General features: G+C 53.2%; 15 protein-coding genes and 4 pseudogenes. 14 read left to right on the top strand and 5 right to left on the bottom strand.

The features are described 5' to 3' along the window. Positions 1–184 precede the first annotated feature (184 nt). Both ACR1UW_RS10825 and ACR1UW_RS10820 read right to left on the bottom strand, forming a co-directional pair. Positions 185–670 carry a GNAT family N-acetyltransferase gene (locus tag ACR1UW_RS10825; RefSeq protein ID WP_498933283.1) on the bottom strand — a complete coding sequence of 162 codons (486 nt, stop codon included), beginning with the start codon at positions 668–670 and terminating at the stop codon, positions 185–187. 72 nt (positions 671–742) lie between these two features. Continuing rightward, positions 743–1,912 (bottom strand): MFS transporter, encoded by a 1,170-nt coding sequence (locus ACR1UW_RS10820; protein WP_498935301.1) that lies wholly within the window; start codon positions 1,910–1,912, stop codon positions 743–745. A gap of 269 nt (positions 1,913–2,181) precedes the next feature. On the opposite strand from ACR1UW_RS10820, the gene dsdA reads away from it, so the two are divergent. Together dsdA and ACR1UW_RS10810 are read left to right on the top strand one after the other, a co-directional pair. After that, positions 2,182–3,561: a D-serine ammonia-lyase gene (gene dsdA, locus ACR1UW_RS10815; protein WP_498933281.1), complete on the top strand. Its 1,380-nt coding sequence runs from the start codon at positions 2,182–2,184 to the stop codon at positions 3,559–3,561. 50 nt (positions 3,562–3,611) lie between these two features. Then, positions 3,612–3,725: pseudogene (locus ACR1UW_RS10810) on the top strand (maltose acetyltransferase domain-containing protein); the annotation flags it as partial. Positions 3,726–3,839: 114 nt separating this feature from the next. Here ACR1UW_RS10810 and ACR1UW_RS10805 read toward each other — a convergent pair. After that, complete coding sequence (locus ACR1UW_RS10805) at positions 3,840–4,490, bottom strand: cyclase family protein (protein WP_498933279.1); 651 nt, start codon at positions 4,488–4,490, stop codon at positions 3,840–3,842. A gap of 645 nt (positions 4,491–5,135) precedes the next feature. Between ACR1UW_RS10805 and ACR1UW_RS10800 the strand changes: the two genes are divergently transcribed. Both ACR1UW_RS10800 and ACR1UW_RS10795 read left to right on the top strand, forming a co-directional pair. Continuing rightward, complete coding sequence (locus ACR1UW_RS10800; protein WP_498933277.1) at positions 5,136–6,572, top strand: aldehyde dehydrogenase family protein; 1,437 nt, start codon at positions 5,136–5,138, stop codon at positions 6,570–6,572. Positions 6,573–6,916: 344 nt separating this feature from the next. Next, positions 6,917–7,681: an enoyl-CoA hydratase gene (locus ACR1UW_RS10795; RefSeq protein ID WP_498933275.1), complete on the top strand. Its 765-nt coding sequence runs from the start codon at positions 6,917–6,919 to the stop codon at positions 7,679–7,681. 214 nt (positions 7,682–7,895) lie between these two features. Here ACR1UW_RS10795 and ACR1UW_RS10790 read toward each other — a convergent pair. After that, a pseudogene (locus ACR1UW_RS10790) lies at positions 7,896–8,549 on the bottom strand (transposase); the annotation flags it as partial. Positions 8,550–8,653: 104 nt separating this feature from the next. On the opposite strand from ACR1UW_RS10790, the pseudogene ACR1UW_RS10785 reads away from it, so the two are divergent. Both ACR1UW_RS10785 and ACR1UW_RS10780 read left to right on the top strand, forming a co-directional pair. Then, positions 8,654–9,936, top strand: a pseudogene (locus ACR1UW_RS10785) (IS110 family RNA-guided transposase). Positions 9,937–10,344: 408 nt separating this feature from the next. Then, on the top strand, positions 10,345–11,391 hold the full coding sequence (locus ACR1UW_RS10780) for an aldose epimerase family protein (protein ID WP_047753057.1): 1,047 nt from the start codon (positions 10,345–10,347) through the stop codon (positions 11,389–11,391). A 197-nt stretch (positions 11,392–11,588) separates the two neighbouring features. Here the strand turns inward: ACR1UW_RS10780 and ACR1UW_RS10775 are convergent. Next, positions 11,589–12,200: pseudogene (locus ACR1UW_RS10775) on the bottom strand (nuclease/transposase family protein); the annotation flags it as partial. 322 nt (positions 12,201–12,522) lie between these two features. Between ACR1UW_RS10775 and xylA the strand changes: the two are divergent. The 8 genes from xylA (at position 12,523) to nirB (ending at position 22,205) form a co-directional block, all read left to right on the top strand. Continuing rightward, positions 12,523–13,860 carry a xylose isomerase gene (xylA, locus tag ACR1UW_RS10770; protein WP_498933273.1) on the top strand — a complete coding sequence of 446 codons (1,338 nt, stop codon included), beginning with the start codon at positions 12,523–12,525 and terminating at the stop codon, positions 13,858–13,860. A 13-nt stretch (positions 13,861–13,873) separates the two neighbouring features. Then, positions 13,874–15,373 carry a xylulokinase gene (gene xylB, locus ACR1UW_RS10765; RefSeq protein ID WP_498933271.1) on the top strand — a complete coding sequence of 500 codons (1,500 nt, stop codon included), beginning with the start codon at positions 13,874–13,876 and terminating at the stop codon, positions 15,371–15,373. A gap of 115 nt (positions 15,374–15,488) precedes the next feature. Next, positions 15,489–15,791 (top strand): hypothetical protein, encoded by a 303-nt coding sequence (locus ACR1UW_RS10760; RefSeq protein WP_011231363.1) that lies wholly within the window; start codon positions 15,489–15,491, stop codon positions 15,789–15,791. 305 nt (positions 15,792–16,096) lie between these two features. Next, positions 16,097–17,131, top strand: coding sequence for a nitronate monooxygenase (locus ACR1UW_RS10755; protein WP_498933269.1), 1,035 nt, complete (start codon positions 16,097–16,099; stop codon positions 17,129–17,131). 75 nt (positions 17,132–17,206) lie between these two features. After that, a complete protein-coding gene (locus ACR1UW_RS10750; protein WP_498933267.1) occupies positions 17,207–18,394 on the top strand; it encodes an iron-containing alcohol dehydrogenase in 1,188 nt (395 codons plus the stop codon). Positions 18,395–18,616: 222 nt separating this feature from the next. Next, positions 18,617–19,018 carry an acyl-CoA thioesterase gene (locus ACR1UW_RS10745; RefSeq protein WP_446663160.1) on the top strand — a complete coding sequence of 134 codons (402 nt, stop codon included), beginning with the start codon at positions 18,617–18,619 and terminating at the stop codon, positions 19,016–19,018. An 18-nt stretch (positions 19,019–19,036) separates the two neighbouring features. Continuing rightward, positions 19,037–19,441, top strand: a complete 405-nt coding sequence (locus tag ACR1UW_RS10740) for a DnaA N-terminal domain-containing protein (RefSeq protein WP_498933264.1) — start codon at positions 19,037–19,039, stop codon at positions 19,439–19,441. A gap of 337 nt (positions 19,442–19,778) precedes the next feature. Continuing rightward, positions 19,779–22,205 carry a nitrite reductase large subunit NirB gene (gene nirB, locus ACR1UW_RS10735; protein WP_498933262.1) on the top strand — a complete coding sequence of 809 codons (2,427 nt, stop codon included), beginning with the start codon at positions 19,779–19,781 and terminating at the stop codon, positions 22,203–22,205. The last annotated feature ends 31 nt before the right edge of the window (positions 22,206–22,236 follow it).

The following is a 22,236-nucleotide window of genomic DNA, read 5'->3' as shown; positions in this document are numbered from 1 at the left end:
ACTATGAAATATACGCTGAGCGACTTTGCGGTTCTATATCTCGTGTTCCATCGGAGATCAATGGTTTTTGAGTCACTATATATTCAAAAGGCACAGTACTTCCATGGCAAGTGCAGCGAAAAATACTTTTTTGATTGAGAAAATTATTTACGGAAGAAAATGGTTTGTTTTCATCAAGCCGCTTTTACCTACCATCAAGCCATTTCACAAGCAACAGCTCATCCCGAATCGGAATGCCATCAGCGCTCATCAACGGAATGCTTGGCTTGATTCGCCGCGCCTTGTCGACAGCGTTCGGAAAGACATTCACAATTTGGTAGCCGCGCTTTTGGTAGAAACGAAGCGCATGCAAGTTGTCGTTGGTGGTGATCAGTTGAACAGCGGTGCACCTTTGTTGTCTCGCCCATGTCTCCGCCTCATGCAAAAGGGTGCTGCCGACGCCGCGGTTTTCCATTATGCTGTCTAGCGAGATGATCTCGCATTCGTTTCCGCGAATCACAAACGTAATGAGCCCGATGATCCGCTGTCCATTCTCGACAGCCGCAAATCCATCCAGTTCGCTGCAGTTATAGATGCCGGTCGAGACAACCATTTGGGGACTTCCCCAATGGTTGGTGAAAAACTGGTTGACCATGGCGCGGTTCAATTGTTTGATTGGAACGATGTTCAAAGCATTCCTCCTCCTTTTATCCATAAGACTTGCACTTGCGTGTGTAGCGGGTCACCCCCATCCCCTCTTGTGTCAAAGGGCCGAGTCTTTTTGCATCATCGCGCGTTGAAACGATTGAAAAACAGCAAAGGAAATGAATGTTAGCACAATCCCTGCCATATATGGCAAACTGGACTTTAAGGTGAACAGCCAGCCGGCGATCGCCGGACCGCCGATGCGGCCGAGCGAATCGAACGAGGATAAGACGCCTGTTGCGCTTCCTTGGCCGTCCGCCGTATATTTCGTCAACAACGCGGAGACGCACGGGCGGATGACGCCGTTGCCAATGCCGAAAATGGTTAAATAGAGCGCGGCTGTCCAAAAGCTGTGAACGAATAAAATGAGAAAAAAGCCAACTGCTGACAAGAACAGCCCGACACGAATGACAGCTCCTTCTCCGAATGAGCGGATCAGTTTTCCAAGCAGCCCTCCTTGGACGATGGCCCCTGCAAGCCCCATGATCATGAAAATGTAACCGAGCTCCGTCGACGAAAGCCCCGCTCGTTCAGCGGCAAAATAGGCGAACGTCGCTTCAAGTCCGGCGAGGGAAAACGTTGTGATCAGCTGCAGTAAGTATAGGCGCGCTACAGGCCCTTGGAGGGCGGCCGCAAGCGATGGCCGCTTTGTTCGTATATTCATTCGTTTTTCTCTCGGAAGCGACTCATGCAAGAAAACGAAAACGAATAGAGCGGTCAAGAGCGCCAAGCTGCCTGCAATCCAAAACGGAGCGGTTAAGCTCGTTTTTGAAAATATGCCGCCGATCCCCGGTCCGAAAATAAATCCAAGCCCGACAGCCGCTCCGATCATCCCCATTCCTTTGCCCCGGTCTTCTTCCGTTGTCACATCTGCGACGTACGCCATAGCGGCCGGCATCGTGGCCGCCGATAGACATCCGCCGATGATGCGAGCGGCAAACAACATCCAAAGTTTTGTCGCGACGGCGAGCAAGAAAAACGAAAGGGCCAAACCGAAAATGCCGACAAGCAGCATCGGCTTTCGTCCATAGCGGTCCGATAAATTCCCCCACATCGGCGCAAATAAAAATTGCATGAGCGAATACACGGCCATTAGCCAACCGAGTTGTGTTGGCGTCGCGCCGATTGTTTCCGCGTAAAATGGAAGGACAGGGATAATGATGCCAAACCCGGCCATGACCAAAAACATCACGAGAAACAAAAGCGATAAACCGCGGCGATTGCCCATGATCATCATCTCCACGATATGGTTTGCCTCTTTCATCATAATGGAAAGACAGGCATTTTTCAAAGCAGATCGCACCTCGCTTGGCCATTCCGACGAGGCTGGGATCACTCCCGAATGTCATCCACAAACCATTTCCCTTCATCCCCATTGACAATGGAAGCGGTTTTCGCGAGACTGAAGGTAAACGGTTCGACAAACAATGAAGCGGACTTTGGACCGGCATCCGCCCAGGGTGCGAAACGACAAACACGCATGGGAGAGAATGGTGCATGATGACCAAAAACGAAATCCAAAAGTGGGTAAAGGAATTCCCGCTGCTTGAAACGATCATGGCGGCCGAAGAGGTGTTTTGGCGCAATCCAAAATATCACGCGTTTGCGCAAGCCATTCGAACGATTCCTTTACGCGAACGCGATGTCAAGGAGGCGGAAGAACGATTGCGCCGCTTTGCCCCCTACATCGCGAAAGTGTTTCCCGAGACGCAGCCAGCCCATGGCATCATCGAATCCCCTTTAGTCCGGATTCCGAACATGCAACGGCGTTTAGAAAAGATGTTTCAGACCAACATTGAGGGTGAGCTGTTGCTAAAATGCGACAGCCATCTCCCGATTTCCGGGTCGATCAAAGCGAGAGGGGGAATCTACGAGGTTCTGAAACATGCGGAAGACCTCGCGCTCGCCAACGGGATGATCACCATAGGAGACGACTATGCGGTCATGGACAGCGAGAAATTCAGGCAATTCTTTTCCCGCTATTCTCTGGTCGTCGGTTCGACAGGGAACTTGGGCTTGAGCATCGGCATCATCGGGGCAAAGCTTGGATTCCGCGTCACCGTTCATATGTCAGCCGATGCGAAACAATGGAAAAAAGACTTGTTGCGAAGTAAAGGGGTCACCGTCATCGAACATCTCACCGATTACAACAAAGTGGTGGAAGAGGCGCGAAGACAGTCCGCCGAGGATCCAACGTCGTATTTTATCGATGATGAAAACTCGATCCATCTGTTTTTAGGCTATGCGGTGGCGGCGTTTCGGCTGAAAAAGCAATTAGAGGACATGAACATCACGGTTGATGAAACCCATCCGCTCTTTGTATATCTTCCTTGCGGCGTCGGCGGCGGTCCGGGTGGGGTGACGTTTGGCCTAAAGCTCGTGTACGGCGATCATGTCCATTGCTTTTTCGCTGAGCCGACGCATTCGCCTTGCATGCTGCTTGGGTTGATGACAGGAGAGCACGACCGCGTGTCGGTGCAAGATTTTGGCCTCGATAACAAGACGGAAGCCGACGGGCTGGCGGTGGGCCGGCCGTCGAGGTTGGTGGGGAACATGCTTGAGAACGTCATCAGCGGCGTCTATACGGTGGACGATTCGACGCTTTACCGCTTGCTCGCGGCTATGGTTGAAACGGAGGAAATCTATTTAGAGCCGTCCGCATTGGCGGGAGTGGAGGGGCCTGTTCGGTTGTTTCGTGATTTGGCGGGGCAAACGTACGTAGAGGCAAACGGTTTGAAAGAAAAGATGAAAAACGCCGTCCATATTGGCTGGGCGACAGGCGGAAGCATGGTGCCAAAGGATGTGATGGAGGCCTATTATCGGGAAGGCGTGCGCATCGAAACGATGACAGGGAACGGTTTTTCTGAAGGACGATAAGATCATTCCATGGAGTGCTGCGCGAAGACGCGAGATGTTGGAGGGATTGAATGAAAAGCGAAAAGGAAAAGATGGTGGCGGGACACTTGTACAGCCCCGCCGATTTGGAGCTCGTCAAGGAACGAGAGCGGGCGCGGCGGCTCGTTCGTTTGTATAATGAAACCGCCAACGCGGTCGTTGGCGGAAACCCGGCGAAAGTGATCAAATGGCTCAAATAGCCCAAGGCCGCGCCCCGCGCAAAGCATGTGCGGGGCGTTTGGTTGCATCATCCTTCTTTGTTACGCCCACTGCACTGCCACCGCCCGAACGGGCGAACCGTCGCAGCCAGGCAAGGAAAGGGGGAGGGCAATAATATACGGGTCATCAAAATCGATCTGATCGAAGTTCGCGAAATTTTCCCCGATCACCCCGTTGGCGCCAAGAATGAGCTCGTGAGCGCGGAACGAAGAGCCGTCGGGCGGGTCGATGTTGAGCGCGTCGATGAAAAACGTCCGCACGCCCCGCTCCAGCATTGCTTCAATCACATCCGGCGCGACGTACGGATGATGGAAATACCGCTTTGTTCCGGCGTATTGCGACCAGCCGGTATGAAACAACACAATGGTTCCCGGCGACAGCTTCGGGATATACGGAGCGGCATCGGCCATCGTCACCGCTTCGCCTTCCGCTTTTCCGGTGGCATTGATCACGGCGCCGCGGCCAAGAAAATACGTGAGCGGCACGTCATCGAGCCGCCAACCGTGTTCGTAAAAGTGAAACGGCGCATCCACATGCGTGCCGCTGTGCGACCCAAGCACAAGGCGGCTGACGTGATAGCCGTCTTGGGCGAACGTCGCCGCCGGTTCGATTTTCGGCTTCGGATCCCCCGGGTACACCGGAGTTTGGGCCGTGATCGGCATGGTGAGGTCGATGATTTTTTTGATGATCATTTCCCGGTATCCTTTCAAGAAAATATTGGCTGCATCCATCATATAACGAAAACATATGGGAAAGAAAGATAGACTCCCATGACCAAAAATTTTGTCACCATCGGAGGAATGAAAATATCCCTATGTTGAACGCTGCCACTTTACGCATTTTGGAGTTCGGGTATTTTCAGGATAGAGAATTGGTTGATGTCGGGCGGAAGAAAAAATAATTGCCCTGTGTTGCAACATTGGGAGCTCATCCGGTGAACAGTAGAACCGGTATGGTGAACCTATTCACTGTTTTTGTCGACCAATGGCCTACTTAGTTGTGCTGTCTACAAGCCATTGTTCTTGACCAGGTGTAGCCTCTTCTTGTTTGAACATTGTCACAAGCGAGGAAATACATCACCATCAGCAAGCATTTTGCGGTAAAGTGAGCCTTACAGACTTTAGAATGAGACTGCCGTTTGCGCTTGCCATGATGGCACAAAAAATGCTTAAAGATGTAACAGCAGGCTCAATCATCATCTATTGAAATAAGAGGAAAAAGAAGGATTTTTGGGCATGATGGCGAATGAAACAAATAAGCAGGGCGTGTGGGATATATAACAAAGGGGGATGCGTTGGCTAAAGCTGTATGCCCAAAATAAGGAAAGGGTGAAATAGATGGAAACAGCGGTACAGAAACAGAAATTATACATCAACGGCGAATGGCGGGAAGCCAAGTCGTACACTGAGCTGAAATCGCCATACTCACGCGAGACGATTGCCGAAATTCCGACAGCGACAGAAGAAGAAGTCGATGAAGCCATTGCCGCGGCATACGCCGCGCGGCAAACGATGGCGGCCATGCCAGCGCATGAACGAGCCGCCATTTTAGAGCGGGTCGTCGAGCAGCTGAAAGAGCGGCAGGAAGAAGCGGCAAGGTTGATCGCCTTGGAAGCAGCCAAACCGATCACCACGGCGAAAGGGGAAGTCGCCCGCACGATCCAAACGTACAAATTCGCCGCCGAAGAAGCCAAACGCATTCATGGGGAAACACTGCCGCTTGACGCCGCGCCGGGTGGGGAAAATCGCATCGCCTTGACGGTCCGCGAGCCGATCGGCGTCATCGGGGCGATTACGCCGTTTAACTTCCCGATGAACTTGGTCGCCCATAAACTTGGCCCGGCCATCGCCTCGGGCAACACAGTTGTGTTAAAACCAGCCAGCCAAACGCCGCTGTCCGCCTATTTTATCGCCGAACTGTTCGAAAAAGCCGGTTTGCCGAAAGGGGCGCTCAACGTCGTCACGGGAAGCGGCCGCACGGTCGGCGACAAAATCGTCACCGACCCGCGCATCAGCATGATCACCTTCACCGGCAGCCCGGAAGTCGGCATCGCGATCCGCAATAAAGCTGGCTTAAAGCGGGTGACGCTCGAGCTCGGCTCGAACTCGGCCGTGATCGTCGATGAACAGGTCGATCTTGACCGCATCATCCCGCGTTGCGTATTTGGCGCGTTCACGTTCCAAGGGCAAGTGTGCATTTCGCTCCAGCGCGTCTATGTCCATGAAAAACGCTATGACGAGTTCGTTGAAAAATTCGTCGCTGCCGCGAGACGGTTGAAAACAGGCGACCCGCTCGATCCAGCCACCGATGTGTCGGCGTTAATCACGCCAAACGATGTCGACCGCGCGCTTGCTTGGATTGAAGAGGCGAAACAAGGCGGCGCGAATGTCGTCCTTGGCGGCGAGCGCGACGGCAACATTTTGCTTCCAACGGTCATTGTCGATGCTGAACCGACAATGAAAGTGTCATGCCAAGAAGTGTTCGCCCCGATCGTCTTGATCAACCGCGTCCGCTCGATCGACGAAGCGATTGCGCTTGTCAACGACTCGCGCTACGGTTTGCAGGCGGGCATCTATACCGATAACGTCCATACCGCGTGGAAAGCGGCGAAGCAGTTGCACGTCGGCGGCGTGTTGATCAACGACATCCCGACGTTCCGCGTCGACCATATGCCATACGGCGGCGTGAAAGAAAGCGGGTTCGGCCGCGAAGGGATCCGCTATGCGATCGAGGAAATGACGGAGTTGAAGTTGATTATTTTCAACGAAAACTAAAATTATAGATGGAAAAAGTTGGGGTAAATGAGGATTCCGATTGGAGATGGGTTGTTTCCTTTGTTTGCGTGGCTTCTGCCGTTTGTGCTGTTTGTGGCAGTTAATATGGATCGCCTTCTCCATCGGGAGTATGGGGTGCCGGCTCGAACGGATCGAGCGGCTGCTTGCTGCTTTAGGCGAGGAGAAAGGACGGCTGTAAAGAAAGCAGGCAAACATACACGGTAAAATGCAATGAAAGGGAGGGTGCCTTGACTGCGGGCACCCAGTTTTTCATGCACAAAAAAGGAATTTTGCCCTCCGATCGGGAAATGAATAAATGAATGATGATTCAGAGGGGGAGAACGATGGAAACAGTTGTTTTGACATTTGACCAAAACAAAGCAATACTGGAACTCAATCGCCCGCAGGCGCTCAATGCGATGGATGTACAAATGTTGCATGAGCTCGTCGACGCGCTGCGGAAAATCAAGGAAAGCGACGCTTCCGTTGTCGTCATTCGCGGCAGAGGAAGAGGATTTTCGGCTGGGGGCGATATTAAGACGATGCTCGCTGTCGATGATCCAAACCAGTTTCAGACGGTGATGAATACGATTCGGGAGATGATCATGCTCTTGTATACGATGCCGAAAATCACCGTTTCCCTCATCCATGGCCCAGCGGCCGGCCTTGGATTCAGCTTTGCCTTGGCGAGCGATTACCTCATCGCCACGAAAGAAGCACGCTTGGCGATGAATTTCATCGGCATCGGTCTCGTCCCTGACGGCGGCGGGCATTTCTTCTTGGCCCAGCGGGTCGGCACGGCGAAAGCCAAACAGATCATTTGGGAAGGAAAACCGATGAGCGCGGACGAAGCGCAGCAGCTCGGGCTGATTGACTTCATCGTCGAAGATGAACAACAGGCGGAACAAGCAATCGCTTCCTTGCAAGAAAAACCGCTTCAAGCCATGATCGCCACGAAAATGTTGTACGTCGAACAAACAAAAGAAGATTTGCTTCGCGTGCTCGAACTCGAAACCGACGCCCAACAGCGCATGCGGCAAACCGAAGACCACCGCGAAGGCGTCCGCGCCTTTTTAGAAAAGCGGAAGCCGGTGTTTCGGGGGAGGTAAGAGGGATTGAGACAACAAACTCCTGCCTGACTGCGCTTGTGTGCATCTTGGCAGGAGTCTCCTTTGTTCGTTGAGTTTTATGAACGTTCCAAACAGGAAATAAAACATCGATTTCATTGTGCGATTTTGACATACAAAATTTAAAAATAATACTGTAGATGAGCATTTTTCATTACAATAATTTCCATGGTTAGAGAGACAAACAGGGTACCCCTTACGCGATACGGAGCTGTTTTTTGATCACATCAATGGGAATCTCTTGCTTTGCAGCGTCATAAATGAACTCGACGACGCTGTGGTCTTTCCGCGACCGAAGAAGCTCCAGCCCGGTGGAGAGGTTTTGTCGGGATTCGGCGATGCTGTACACGCAGGAGAGCAGCACCACCGCCCAATACCGTTTCACCGCCCGAATGTGGCGAACGCGGTATCCATCCAGCTTCAGTTGATCTTTCGCCTGCCGGAAAAAGCACTCGATCGTCCAGCGCTGGGCGTAGTAACGCAAGATGTCTTCGTCCCCGAGTTCCCGGTCGGTGCTCAAGATGCAATGAAGATGTTCCGGCGCCATCGGCTGATCCGCCTTCCAAGCCAGCAGCACCACCGCGTCATCGAGGCCATGGATGGCCCCCTCATAGCGATACACGCGATAACGCTCCTGCCCCACCGTGACGAGGCGGGTGTCTTTGGACTCGATATAGCGGGCAAACTGCTTGGCTTGGATGGCGATGCCTTTCGGGTAGAGAATCCGGTTCGTCTTGAGCATCGCGATGACATGGAATCCCTGTTTCAGACAGGCTTCGATGAGCTTTTTGGACGGATACCACGAATCCATGAGCACATACACCGGCTGAGCCCGCTTCACCTTGAGCGAGCATTCCCGTTAGGAGCTTTTCCGGGGACTTGATCAAAAAAAGCCCTCTTGGTATGATACAGGGGTGTCAACCACATCACTCACCATACCAAGGAGGACTTCAGATGAATTGTACACAAAACTATAAAATTGATCAAGTAACCGAACAAACGCTTGTCGTGGGTATTGATATCGCGAAACGAACCCACTACGCCTGCTTCGTGGATGACCGGGGGCGCGTGCTTCGCAAATCGTTCCCGATCTTCCAGTCGAAAGAGGGGTTTCAACAGCTGTATAAAGCGATTCAGGGGGCGATGCAAGCGTTCGGGAAGTCAGAGGTGATCGTCGCCGTGAGCCGACCGGGCACTACTGGTTGAACCTGGCCTACTTCCTCGAGGAGCACGGGATCCCGTTGGTCATGGTCAACCCGGCGCATGTGTGCCGGTCGAAAGAACTTGATGACAACCTGCCGACGAAACACGACGCCAAAGACGCCCTGGTCATTGCCAGACTGGCAAAAGACGGACGATTCCTCGTTCCCCGGCTGCTGCACGAGATTGAAGCCGATTTGCGCGTGGGGAGCACGCTCAAAGAGAAGCTCCGCAAGGAACAGACGGCGGTGAAAAACGCGATCGTCCGCTGGACGGATCGGTATTTTCCAGAGTTTTGGACCGTGTTTCGTGACTTGGGGAAAACGGCGCTTTCGGTGTTGGAGTGGACGCCGCTTCCGGCTGATATGGCCGGCCGGACGGTGGAGGAGCTTCTTGAGGTGTACCGGCAAAGCGAAGGGATGAAATGCCCGCAGAAGGCCAAAATTCAGGCGTTGATCAACACCGCGAAGGACTCGATTGGGGTGACGGAAGGGACAGAGATGGCCCGGTTTGAGATCGCCGCGCTCGTCCGCCGATACCGCCAATTGGAGGCGGAGATCGCTGCACTGGACGCCGAGTTGAAGGCATTGGTTCAAACGACGATGGAGTACCAATGGTTGAAAACGGTCGACGGGTTGGGAGACGCCACGATCATCGATCTGCTGGCGGAGATCGGCAGCTTCGCCCATTATCGGGACCCGCGCCAATTGGTGAAGTTGGCGGGCCTGACGCTCAAGGAGAACTCCTCCGGCCAGCGCAAAGGGCAAAAGCACATCTCCAAGCGGGGACGGAAACGGCTGCGATCAGTGCTGTTTCGGGCGGTGATTCCGCTGATCCGGCACAATGAGGCGTTCCGCGAACTGCACGAGTACTATACGACCCGGCCCGTCAACCCGCTGACCGGAAAGCAGTCCATCGTTGCGTTATGCCGAAAGCTGTTGAATGTGCTGTTTGCGATTTGCACGAAGAAACAAGCGTTTGACGCGGAGCGAATGAGGCAGGACGTCTTGTCCCATGTTCCACACCGGGCGGCCTAAGGCCTCCCCCCTGCGAACGGAAGAATCGTTGGACAACGAGATGACACCGGAGAAGCTGGCGTGATTTCATCCATTCGACCTTGAGTCCCTAAAGGAGCTTGGCCGGCCTCCGCCTGATGACGAGACCGAACGAGGGAATGTTGGCGCGAAGACGCCCGGAGACATGGGAGGGTTCGTCCTCATCAGCGACGCGGAGATCCAAAGGGTGCATCGAATATGCTTCCCCCCCCCCCCCCCCGCGGCAGGAAAATATAACCAGCCGTGGCCGCGAAGTGCACCCTAGGTCTGTAAGATATCCACAAAACTGAAAAAGGATGTAAGGGATTTTGTCGAAAAATATTTTTTGGACACCCCTGAGAGGCCGAAAAGCCTTGATAGATCAACATTTCTAGAGGGAGGAGAATCGAGATGAACATTACATACGAAAAGTGGTCCGAACTTAATGGAAACGATATTCTGTTGTTCACCTTGGTCAATGATCGCGGCATGGAACTGTCGACGACAAACTACGGATGCATCGTGACGGACATCCGCGTTCCAGACCGGAACAGCAACATCGAAAATGTCGTACTTGGGTTTGATCGGTTTGAGCCGTATGTGGAGAATGAGCCTTACTTTGGCGCGGTGATCGGCCGGGTGGCGGGGCGCATTCAAGGGGCGAGTTTTGAGCTTGATGGCGTCACGTACCGGTTGGCGAAAAATGAGAACAACAACCACTTGCACGGCGGCCCGAACGGATTCCATCGCGTGCTTTGGCAGGCGGAACCGGTTCAGCGCGATGATGCGGTTGGGATCGTCTTTTCGTACACAAGCCCGGACGGGGAGGAGGGATATCCGGGAACGGTTCATGTTCAAGTAGCGTATTGGCTCAATAATAACAACGAATGGACCGTCACGTACCGGGCCCGTTCGAACAAAACGACGCTTGTCAATTTGACGAACCATACGTATTTTAACTTAAGCGGCAACGGCAAGCGTGATATTTTGGATCACACGCTGACCATCCAAAGCTCCCGTGTGTTGGAGCTGAATGAGGAGTTGATTCCGACAGGCCGCGTCTTGGATGTCGCCGGCACGCCGTTTGATTTGCGGCAAGGAAAGACGATCCGGGAGGCGGTCGAATCCGGGCATCCGCAAATCGAACTCGTTGGCGGAGGCTATGACCATCCGTTTTGGCTCGACCGGCATCATGACAAAGAGATTGTGCTTTCCGATCCAGAGAGTGGGCGGATATTGACCGTCGAGACGGATGAAGTCGGCGTCGTCGTGTACACGTCGAACCAGTTGCCGGAAGGGTTGGATTTGGGCGGCGTGCCGTCGCGGAAATATCTCGGCATTTGCTTAGAAACGCAAGGGCTTCCGGATGCCATTCACCATCCGCAGTTTCCGTCGATCGTATTGCCGGCTGACAAGGAGCAGGTGTCGATGACAAGGTATCGATTTAGTGTTGACTAAGTTGAATTTTAAAATCTGAAAGCAGTTGTGGAAACAGAAAGTCATCATAACAAGTGTCAGGATGTAAAGCATTACGTAGTGAACTACCCCCACTTAATTTTCTAGCGAAAATTTGAAGTGGGGGCTTCCAAAGAAGTTTGACTGCTTCAAGCAATCCTTATTCTTTGAGGCGTGTCCACTTCGCCGCTAGAGCATAAGACACTCAGGTCTACAGCTTTACTTTTCTTTAAGATGTTTAATGCGCCATTGACATCAGCATTAATTAGTTCAGGCATTTCATATTTGTACTGAATCTCAAAGAACCTGGCATGATGCTTAGGAATGATTTCAATCTGCTTAATCTTTTTGTCCAGTAACACAGGCGGAATCGTTATCGTGATAGGCTTGTGAGTCTTTTTAAATAGGCGAGAATACGGTATCGTGAATTTGTTGCCGTCTATACGAATCTGGCCAATGATCAGTGAATGAAAGCCATCTTTTTTAAGATATTTTGGAATACTGATAGCCTTGTGATCATATTTTCCTTGTTTGGCAAGACTGATCAAACCAAAGAAAGATTTAAAGGCTTCATTGACCTTTTTTAAAATTTGCTGTGCCATGTTGCTGTTTAACAGCTTATAGTTTTCGTTAGTTTTGGCAAGATGATAGTTTTTCTCATAATTAAGAAATTCCTTGTGTTCAAAATAGTATTGTCTGACATTGTACAATCCGACGTTGTACATGTTCTTGGCAATATGGCACAGTTCTCGAAGAGTCAAGTATTCTTCTTTGGTCAAACCATTTAGCTGTTGTTTGATACAAAAATACATGTTTTCACCTCCCATCTAACTATATGATACTATATTTTACTGAATCTATCCTATTTTCAGCAAAATATAGTTAAGGCGATTCATCTCCCACTTACTCCGCTTCGCTTTGTTGAAGTGGGAGTCTTCTCGCCTAATTAAGATAAAAAACGGTAACATCAGAGTGTGGGGGGATCGTATGCCCATCCCCCCTGTAAAACTTCAACCAACATAGTTGTGGTTTTACAGGTGAGAATACTTTGTTTATATGGTATACAAACAAATATGAAAGCGTTATAATAAAACTGAAACAAATCATTCTCGCTTATTTAAGGAGGACTTGGACATGGCGTATTTCTCGAATATCGGCACCATTCCATATGAAGGACCAGAGTCGCGCAATCCGTTGGCGTTTAAGTTTTATAATCCGGAAGAAAAAGTCGGCGACAAAACAATGGAGGAGCATTTGCGCTTTTCGGTGGCGTATTGGCATACGTTTACGGGGGATGGATCGGATCCGTTTGGCGTCGGCAATATGATTCGTCCATGGAATAAGTACAGCGGCATGGATTTGGCGAAGGCGCGCGTGGAGGCGGCGTTTGAGCTGTTTGAAAAGTTAAACGTTCCGTTTTTCTGCTTCCATGACGTCGACATCGCGCCGGAAGGGGAAACGCTCAGCGAGACGTACAAAAACTTGGATGAAATTGTCGATATGATTGAAGAATACATGAAAACAAGCAAAACGAAACTGCTGTGGAATACAGCGAACTTGTTCAGCCATCCGCGCTTCGTTCACGGGGCGGCAACGTCATGCAATGCCGATGTGTTCGCCTATGCGGCGGCGAAAGTGAAAAAAGGGCTGGAGATCGCGAAGCGGCTCGGAGCGGAAAACTACGTGTTCTGGGGCGGCCGGGAAGGTTATGAGACGCTGCTGAACACGGACATGAAGTTGGAGCTTGACAATTTGGCTCGCTTCTTGCACATGGCGGTCGACTATGCGAAAGAGATCGGTTTTGACGGCCAGTTTTTGATCGAGCCGAAGCCGAAAGAGCCGACGAAGCATCAATACGATTTTGATGTCGCGACAGCGTTGGCATTCTTGCAAACGTACGGGCTCAAGGATTATTTCAAATTCAACATCGAAGCGAATCATGCGACGTTGGCGGGCCATACGTTTGAACATGAACTGCGCGTCGCCCGCATCCATGGCATGCTCGGTTCGGTCGATGCCAACCAAGGCGATACGCTGCTCGGCTGGGATACGGACGAATTCCCGACCGACTTGTATGCGACGACCTTGGCGATGTACGAAATTTTGCAAAACGGCGGCCTTGGGCGCGGCGGCTTGAACTTTGACGCGAAAGTGCGGAGAGGTTCGTTTGAACCGGAAGACTTGTTCTACGCCCATATCGCCGGGATGGACAGCTTTGCGATCGGCTTAAAAGTCGCGCATCGATTGTTGGAAGACCGCGTGTTTGAACAGTTCATCGAAGAGCGGTACAAAAGCTATACGGAAGGCATTGGCCGCGAAATTGTCGAAGGGACGGCGGACTTCAAAAAGCTTGAGGAGTATGCCTTGCAACTCGGCGAAATTCGCAATACGTCCGGCCGCTTAGAGCGGCTGAAAACGCTGCTCAACCAATATTTGTTGGAAGTCAGCGTGCCGAGCGTATCCCGTTCGTGAAAGAGGGATGAGGATGGAATACGTCATTGGCGTCGATTTAGGAACGAGTGCAGTCAAAGTATTGCTTGTCGATCGAAACGGGCAGGTAAGAGGGGAATGGACCGAGTCCTATCCTCTCTACCAGCCGCATTCCGGCTATAGCGAGCAGCGCCCCGACGATTGGGTGGAAAAAACGATCGTCGCACTGCGCCGCGTCTGGGAGACGGCGGGCGTTTCTCCGGAGTCGATCGTGGGGCTTAGTTTTTCCGGACAGATGCACGGGCTTGTGCTGCTTGATGACGATGGGAATGTGGTGCGCAATGCGATTTTGTGGAATGATACGAGAACGACGGAAGAGTGTCGGGAAATTGAAGAAAAGGTCGGCCGCGACCAGCTGCTTTCCATTGCCAAAAATGAGGCGCTGGAAGGGTTTACGCTGCCGAAACTGCTGTGGGTGAAAAACCATGAACCCCACCTTTACGAGCAGGCGCGGGTGTTTTTGTTGCCGAAAGATTATGTCCGCTTCCGCTTGACCGGGCACATGGCGATGGATGTATCGGATGCGGCGGGGACGCTGCTGTTGGATATCAAAACGAAAACGTGGAGCGAGGCGATCGCCCGTGCGGTCGGCGTCGATCTCACGCTTTGCCCGCCGCTTGTCGAGGCGACGGCGTTCGTCGGGACGCTGCGCCCGGAGGTGGCCGAGCAGACGGGGCTGCCGGTATCGGTGAAAGTGTTTGCCGGCGGGGCGGACAACGCCTGCGGCGCGGTTGGCGCGGGCATTTTGGTAGAAGGCCGCATGATGTCAAGCATCGGCACGTCCGGCGTTGTGCTTGCCTATGAACAAAGCGGGGAAAAAGACTTCGCTGGACGAGTGCATTATTTCAACCATGCCGATCCAAATGCTTACTATATCATGGGCGTGACGCTGGCGGCGGGCTACAGCTTTGACTGGTGGAAGCGGACGTTTGCGGAAGACGTGCCGTTTGCCGAGATCGTCCAGCGCGCTGCCGAGTCGCCGATCGGTGCGAACGGGTTGTTGTTTACGCCGTATTTGGTCGGCGAGCGGACGCCTTATGCGGACGCCGATATTCGCGGGTCGTTTATCGGCGTCGATTCGCGGCAGACGAAATGGGATTTCGCCCGCGCGGTCATGGAAGGGATTACGTTCTCGCTCAACGAGTCGGTGGAGATCATCAAAGCGAGCGGCAAAACGATCGATTCGGTCGTCTCGATCGGCGGCGGGGCGAAAAGCGCTGAGTGGCTGCAAATCCAAGCCGATATTTTCGGCATCCCAGTGGAAAAGCTGAAGAACGAACAAGGGCCGGGACTAGGCGCCGCGATGATCGCCGCGTGCGGCGTCGGTTGGTTCGATTCGCTCAAGCAATGCGCCGACGCGTTCAAACAAGTCGATTCCGTCGTCGAACCGCGGCCGGATGCGGTGGCGAAATACAAAGAGCTGTTTGCGATTTATCGCGATGTATATCCGCGTACGAAAGAACTGGCGAAACGGTTAAAGGCGTTTCGGCCGTGACGATAAACTCCCTAAACCAGTGGATGGTTTGGGGAGTTTTTTGTTTGATCAAGCAATAAGGCAGGATGACCCGCCACGTTTGTCGAAAGGAGAACTTGAAAGGTGGAGATGAAACATGGACATTCGAAAAGAATTCGAACATCTTCAATATTTCTTTGACTCGTATTACAATCAGACGTTTTACAATGCTCAATTAGAAGAACAGTTTTTGCGATTTCTAGCGGATGAACCGGAGTGGGTGGTTCGTGCCTTGAAGCTGGAAGTAGAGAAGCTCGAACGCATCCACCATCGCCGCGATACGGAGACATGGGCAAAAATCGAAGAACTTGTTCATGAAAACAGCATGCGCTATTTTTCGTTTGAGGATGGCAAAACGTTTATCAAAGTGGCCAGCCGTTTGTTAAAGGATATTGAGTAAAGGGACAAATCATGAACAAACAGCCTGTTTATTGGACGTCAGGTGACAGCGATTAGGCATGGATCGTATTGTTCGCTTTATGTTTCGATCGATTGATTGAACAACGGATAACACCTGTTCTTACCATATGTATGTGAGATGTTGAAAACGCGCCGCGTTGGCCGGACAGCTGTCGTTCATGGAGCGTGCAAAAGACATAGTCGGCGTAAAGATTGATTCGACAAAGGGGGGAGGAAATCCGAGCACGAAGCGCGAAAAAATAGGAGAGGGGCAAAACGGTTTTAGCCGAAAGAAGGGAGATACGTATGTTCTCTACACTTCCCATCCCGATCATCCAAGCCCCGATGGCTGGCGGGGTGTCGACGCCTGAACTGGCCGCGGCGGTGTCCAACGCCGGAGGGCTTGGTTTTTTGGCCGGCGGGTACAAGACAGCGGAGGCCATGAGGAAGGAAATTCACAAGCTGCGGACGTTGACGGACCGGCCGTTTGGGGTGAATGTGTTTGTGCCGGGGGATAAAACAGTGGATGAAAAGGCGCTCGAACGCTACCGCGCCGTGCTCGAATCCGAGGCGGAGCGGCTTGGGGCGTCAGTCGGCGAGCCGAAATGGGAGGACGACGACTGGGCGGCGAAGCTTGATGTGCTTCTTCAGGAGCGAGTGCCGGTCGTGAGCTTTACGTTCGGCTGCCCGGACAAGGAAGTGATCGCCGCCTTGCAAAAGGCCGGGTCGTTTGTCATGGTGACGGTGACATCAAGGGAAGAAGCCTGCATGGCTGCTGAAGCAGGGGCGAATGCGCTTTGTGTGCAAGGGGAGGAAGCGGGAGGGCATCGGGCGTCGTTTGGCAACGATCCGAAAAAGGATGAGACGCTCGCGTTGTTCCCGCTGCTGGCCCAAGTGCGGGCAGCGGTCCGGGTTCCGCTTGTGGCGGCGGGCGGGATCATGGACGGGCGCGGCATTGCGGCGGCTCTTAAAGCCGGGGCGAGCGCGGTGCAGCTCGGGACGGCGTTTTTGCGCTGCCCGGAAAGCGGGGCGCATCCGCTCCATAAGCAGGCGCTTGCCGATCCGCGGTTTGTGGAGACGGCCGTGACGAGGGCGTTTACCGGCCGGCCGGCGCGCGGGCTTGTGAACCGGTTTATGGCGGAGTATCGCGCCTTGGCGCCGGCGGCGTATCCGCATGTGCACCATATGACGAAGCCGCTGCGCGCCGCATCCGCCAAGGCGGGCGACCCGGAGGGAATGTCGCTTTGGGCCGGGACGGGATATCGGCTGGCGCGGGAGCTTCCGGCGGCGGAGCTTGTCGAAGAGCTGAAGAGGGAGCTGGAGGAAGCTTGGCGAGCATAGGAGTTTGGTTATGCGGATGGAAAGAAAACGCGTTCATTCTTCCGAAAAAATGTTGAATAAGGGGGAGAGAAAACCATGACCGCATCCCGCATCGTCTTTCCACCGCTCAGCCATGTCGGCTGGGGGGCGCTTGGCCAGTTAGTTCCAGAAGTAAAAAGGCTTGGAGGCACACACGTGTTGGTGATCACCGATCCAGCGCTTGAAAAAATTGGCCTCGTCGAGCAAGTGGCGTCCCCGCTCCGGCAAGCAGGGTGCAGCGTGCATGTGTATACGGATGTTGTGCCGGAGCCGCCGCTTGAAACGGGGGAAAAGGCGGTGGCGTTTGTCCGCGACGGAGAGTTTGATCTCGTCATCGGGGTCGGCGGCGGCAGCGCGCTGGATTTGGCGAAACTGGCCGCTGTTTTGGCCGTGCATGAAGGTTCGGTCGCCGATTATTTAAACTTAACTGGAACGAGAACACTTGAGAAAAAAGGATTGCCGAAAATATTGATTCCGACGACATCAGGCACCGGGTCGGAGGTGACGAACATCTCCGTGTTGTCCTTAGAAACGACGAAAGACGTCGTGACGCATGACTATTTGTTGGCGGATGTGGCGATCGTCGACCCGCAACTCACGGTTTCTGTTCCGCCGCGGGTGACGGCGGCGACGGGCATTGATGCGCTTACCCATGCGGTTGAAGCGTACGTGTCGGTCAACGCGAGCCCGACGTCGGACGGCTTGGCGCTTCAGGCGATGCGCCTCATTGCCCGCTCATTGCGCAAGGCGGTGGAAAACGGAACGGACAAACAGGCGCGCATCGATATGGCGAACGGCAGCTACCTGGCCGGTTTGGCGTTTTTCAACGCCGGGGTGGCCGGCGTGCATGCGCTCGCTTATCCGCTTGGCGGACAGTTTCATATCGCCCATGGCGAATCAAATGCCGTGCTCTTGCCGTATGTGATGGGCTACATTCGCCAAAGCTGCACGAAACGAATGGCTGATATCTTAAACGCCCTTGGCGGCAACTCGAGCTTTTTATCAGAGGAGGAGGCGTCGCACCGCTGCGTCGAGGAGCTCGAGCGCCTCGTCGCCGATGTCGGCATTCCGAAGACGCTCGGCGGTTTTGGCATTCCGGAAAGCGCATTAGAAAGTCTGACGAAAGACGCCGTCCAGCAAAAACGGCTGCTCGCTCGCAGCCCGATGCCGCTTTCGGAAGCCGACATCCGCGCGATTTATCAAGCCGCGTTTGCCGGGACGATCATGGAACCGAACAACAAGTGAGAACACAAAAACAGGGGCTGCTTCAGGCTCCTGTTTTTTCTTTGGCTGTTGGAAATAGGGTCTCGCTCCTCAGGTTGGATCCCCCTTCCGCTCAAGGGGTGACGTTTTTCACGTTTTCTTGATGGTGAAGCAGGAATTTCCACATCGTGGAGCGAACCCATATACATCAGCCGCCGAAATTCGACAAAAGACGATTCCAGTTCTTGTGGAGGAGGGGCGTTCGTGTTTACGACTGTCATTACGCCGCGCGTGTCAGAAACGGACGGCGTCGGCCATATTAACAATACGACCGTGCCCGTTTGGTTTGAAGCGGGGCGGCATGAAATTTTCAAGCTGTTTACACCTGACTTGTCATTCAAACGTTGGCGGATGGTGATCATCCGCATGGAGGTTGACTACGTCAACCAACTGTATTATGGGCAAGATGTGACTGTGTATACCGGCATTGAGCGCATCGGCAACACAAGCCTCACGATTTATGAAGAAATCCACCAAAACGGGGTGGTGTGCGCGAAAGGGCGGTCGGTGTATGTCAATTTCAATTTTGACACCGGGCGGCCCGAGCCGATTCCGGATGACATTCGGGCGAAATTGCGCGAACATCTATGGCAGCCAGGCGAGTAGACGAAAGGGGGTGAATGTGTGAAGGAGTATCATCTGTGGGAGCAAGTGAAAACGAAGCTTGCGCAAAAGCTGTCTGGTCCGTCATTTGACACTTGGTTTGCTTCGACGTCCGCGACGGTGGATGACGATTGGCTCATCATCGAATGCCTAAACGAGATTCAATGTGAATGGCTGCAAACAAGATACGGCGAACTCATCAGTGAAACCGTCCGCGAAGTGTTCGGCCGCGAGATGCGCATCTTCGTCTCTGTCCACGGCGAGCGGCAGAAAATCGAAGAGCGGCTCGAACAGCGATTCGGCGCTCCGATGACCTTCCGTCAATACATCACCCGCCTTGAGCGGCAGATGGAGGAGCTGGAGCGGCGCATTGACCACTACGCGCGCATTATCGATGAACTGTTGGAATCCCGTCCGATTCACTGATCATCCCCCTAATAAAGCACCCTCCAAACAAGAAGCGGCCTCCGCTCCATCAGGCGGAAGGCCGCTTTTTTATGTGATAAAAAGTTACATGGTTCCAACAAATACGTATATTACTCTGATTTTTCATGCGATTATTCATGTTTTTTGTTAAAAGTGTGTTATATAAACTGACATAAAAAATGCATGCTTCATGTTTGACGTGATATGATGGGCACAGCTAAGGCAAAGGGGGAATGTGAGGGTGATGAAAACAAGAACGGTCGGATTATGGGAGATGCTGGTGATGACGATCCGGCTTTGGCTGCATCGATGACAAGAAGTATGGAGGGATGACGATATGAAACGAAAACTCGTGTTAATCGGCAACGGCATGGCAGGGGTTCGCTGCATCGAGGAGATTTTAAAACTTGACCGCGAGGCGTTTGAGATCACGATTTTTGGCAGCGAACCGCATCCGAATTATAACCGCATTTTGTTGTCGAAGGTGCTGCAAGGAGATACGCGTCTTGATGACATTACGTTGAACAGTTGGGAATGGTACGAACGAAACGGCATTCGGCTGTTTGTCGGCGAAACGGTGACGGAAGTCGACATCAAGCGGCGGCTTGTCCGGACCGACCGTGGGCGGGTAGTCGAATACGATGAATTGATTTTCGCGACAGGGTCGAATCCGTTTATCTTGCCGGTGCCGGGGGCGGATTTGCCCGGGGTGACGGCGTTTCGCGATATCCAAGATTGCGAGCGGATGATCGAATATGCGAAGACATACAAAAAAGCGGCGGTCATCGGCGGCGGCCTGCTTGGCTTGGAGGCGGCGCGCGGGTTGCTTGACTTAGGGATGGATGTCGATGTCATCCATATTTTCGACTATTTGATGGAACGCCAGCTTGATCCGACCGCTTCGAAGCTGCTGCAGCGGGAGCTGGAGAAACAAGGAATGAACTTTTTGCTTCGCAAAGAGACGGCTGAATTGTTCGGCAACGGCCGTGTGGAAGGAGTGCGGTTTAAGGACGGTACGTCCATTGCCGCCGACTTGGTGGTGATGGCGGTCGGCATTCGTCCAAATGTTGATTTAGCGCGGAGAAGCGGCATTGAAGTGAATCGAGGGATCGTTGTCAATGACTACTTGGAAACGAGCGTGCCGCACATTTACGCGGTCGGTGAATGCGCGGAACATCGCGGTGTTGTGTATGGGCTCGTCGCTCCGCTTTATGAGCAGGGGAAAGTGCTGGCAGAGGCGATTTGCGGCCGAAAAGGAAAGCCGTATGAAGGATCGGTCGTTGCGACTCAGCTGAAAGTGTCCGGTGTCGACGTGTTCTCGGCTGGTGAATTTATGGATGGCGAAGGGACGGAGTCGATCAAACTGTACGACGAAGCGCGCTCGGTGTACAAGAAAGTCGTCGTTCGCGAAGGGAAAATCGTTGGTGCCGTGCTGTTTGGCGATACGAGCGAAGGAAGAAAACTATTTGATATGATCCAGCGCGGCGATTCGGTTGAGGCGCTTTCTCTTTCGTTATTGGCGCCGGCTTCATCGGGAGGAAAAGGAAGCCTTGTGGCGGCGATGGCCGACACCGATGTGGTTTGCGGTTGCAACGGGGTGACAAAAGGCGCGATTTGTCAGGCGATTGCCGAACACGGGCTTAAGACGGTCGCCGAGGTGCGCGACTATACGAACGCGTCTCGCTCGTGCGGCGGATGCAAAGGGCTTGTCGCCGAGCTGCTTGAGCTTATGCTTGGTGAAGAAGCGAACCGGTATGCGGTGAAAGAAACGATCTGCGGCTGCACGGACCTAAGCCGCGAGGAAGTGGTTGCAGCGATCAAAGAAAAGCGGCTGATGACGGTCAAAGAAGTGATGAGTGTATTGGGATGGAAAAACGAGGAAGGGTGTTCGAAATGCCGTCCGGCGCTCAATTATTACCTGGGCATGTTGTATCCGGGCGAGTACGATGAAGAAGCGGAATCCTTGTTTGTCAATGAGCGGCTGCACGCCAACATCCAGGCCGACGGCACGTACTCCGTTGTCCCGCGTATATATGGCGGGGTGACGACAGCCGAACAGCTGCGGAACATCGCTGATGTCGCGGAAAAATACAACGTGCCGATGATTAAGATCACCGGCGGGCAGCGCATTGACTTGCTTGGGGTGAAAAAAGAAGATTTGCCGCGCATTTGGGCCGATCTTGGCATGCCGTCAGGCTACGCCTACGCCAAGGCGCTTCGGACGGTGAAAACGTGCGTCGGCAAACAGTTTTGCCGCTTTGGTACGCAAGATTCAACCGGGCTTGGCATTCGGATGGAACAAACATTTGAGCGGCTGAAAACGCCGCATAAAGTGAAAATGGCCGTCTCCGCCTGCCCGCGCAACTGTGCGGAATCGGGCATTAAAGATGTCGGCGTCGTCGGCGTCGAGGGCGGATGGGAGATTTATGTCGGCGGCAACGGCGGCACCCATTTGCGTGCAGCTGACTTGCTTTGCACGGTCAAGACGGAAGACGAAGTGATCGAGATGACCGGTGCTTTTTTGCAATATTACCGCGAGTCCGCGCATTATTTGGAACGGACGTCCAAATGGGTCGAGCGCGTCGGGCTTGAGCATATCCGCGAAGTGTTGTTCGATGTGGAAACGCGCCGCGCGCTGCTTGAGCGGCTTTACAAAGCTCTTTCCGCGACAACAGATCCGTGGCGGGACATCGTCGAAAACGAGAGAGTGCAGCAACTGTTGTTCCGCGATATCGGCGACAAAGAGCCGGTGCCGGTGGAATGAAGGGGGATGACGGCGGGCGAACGGAAAGATG

Source organism: Geobacillus lituanicus (assembly GCF_050994965.1).
GTDB lineage: Bacteria > Bacillota > Bacilli > Bacillales > Anoxybacillaceae > Geobacillus > Geobacillus stearothermophilus.
The sequence above is the reverse complement of the archived record's forward strand: the minus strand, read 5'-3'. Positions and strand labels throughout refer to the sequence as shown.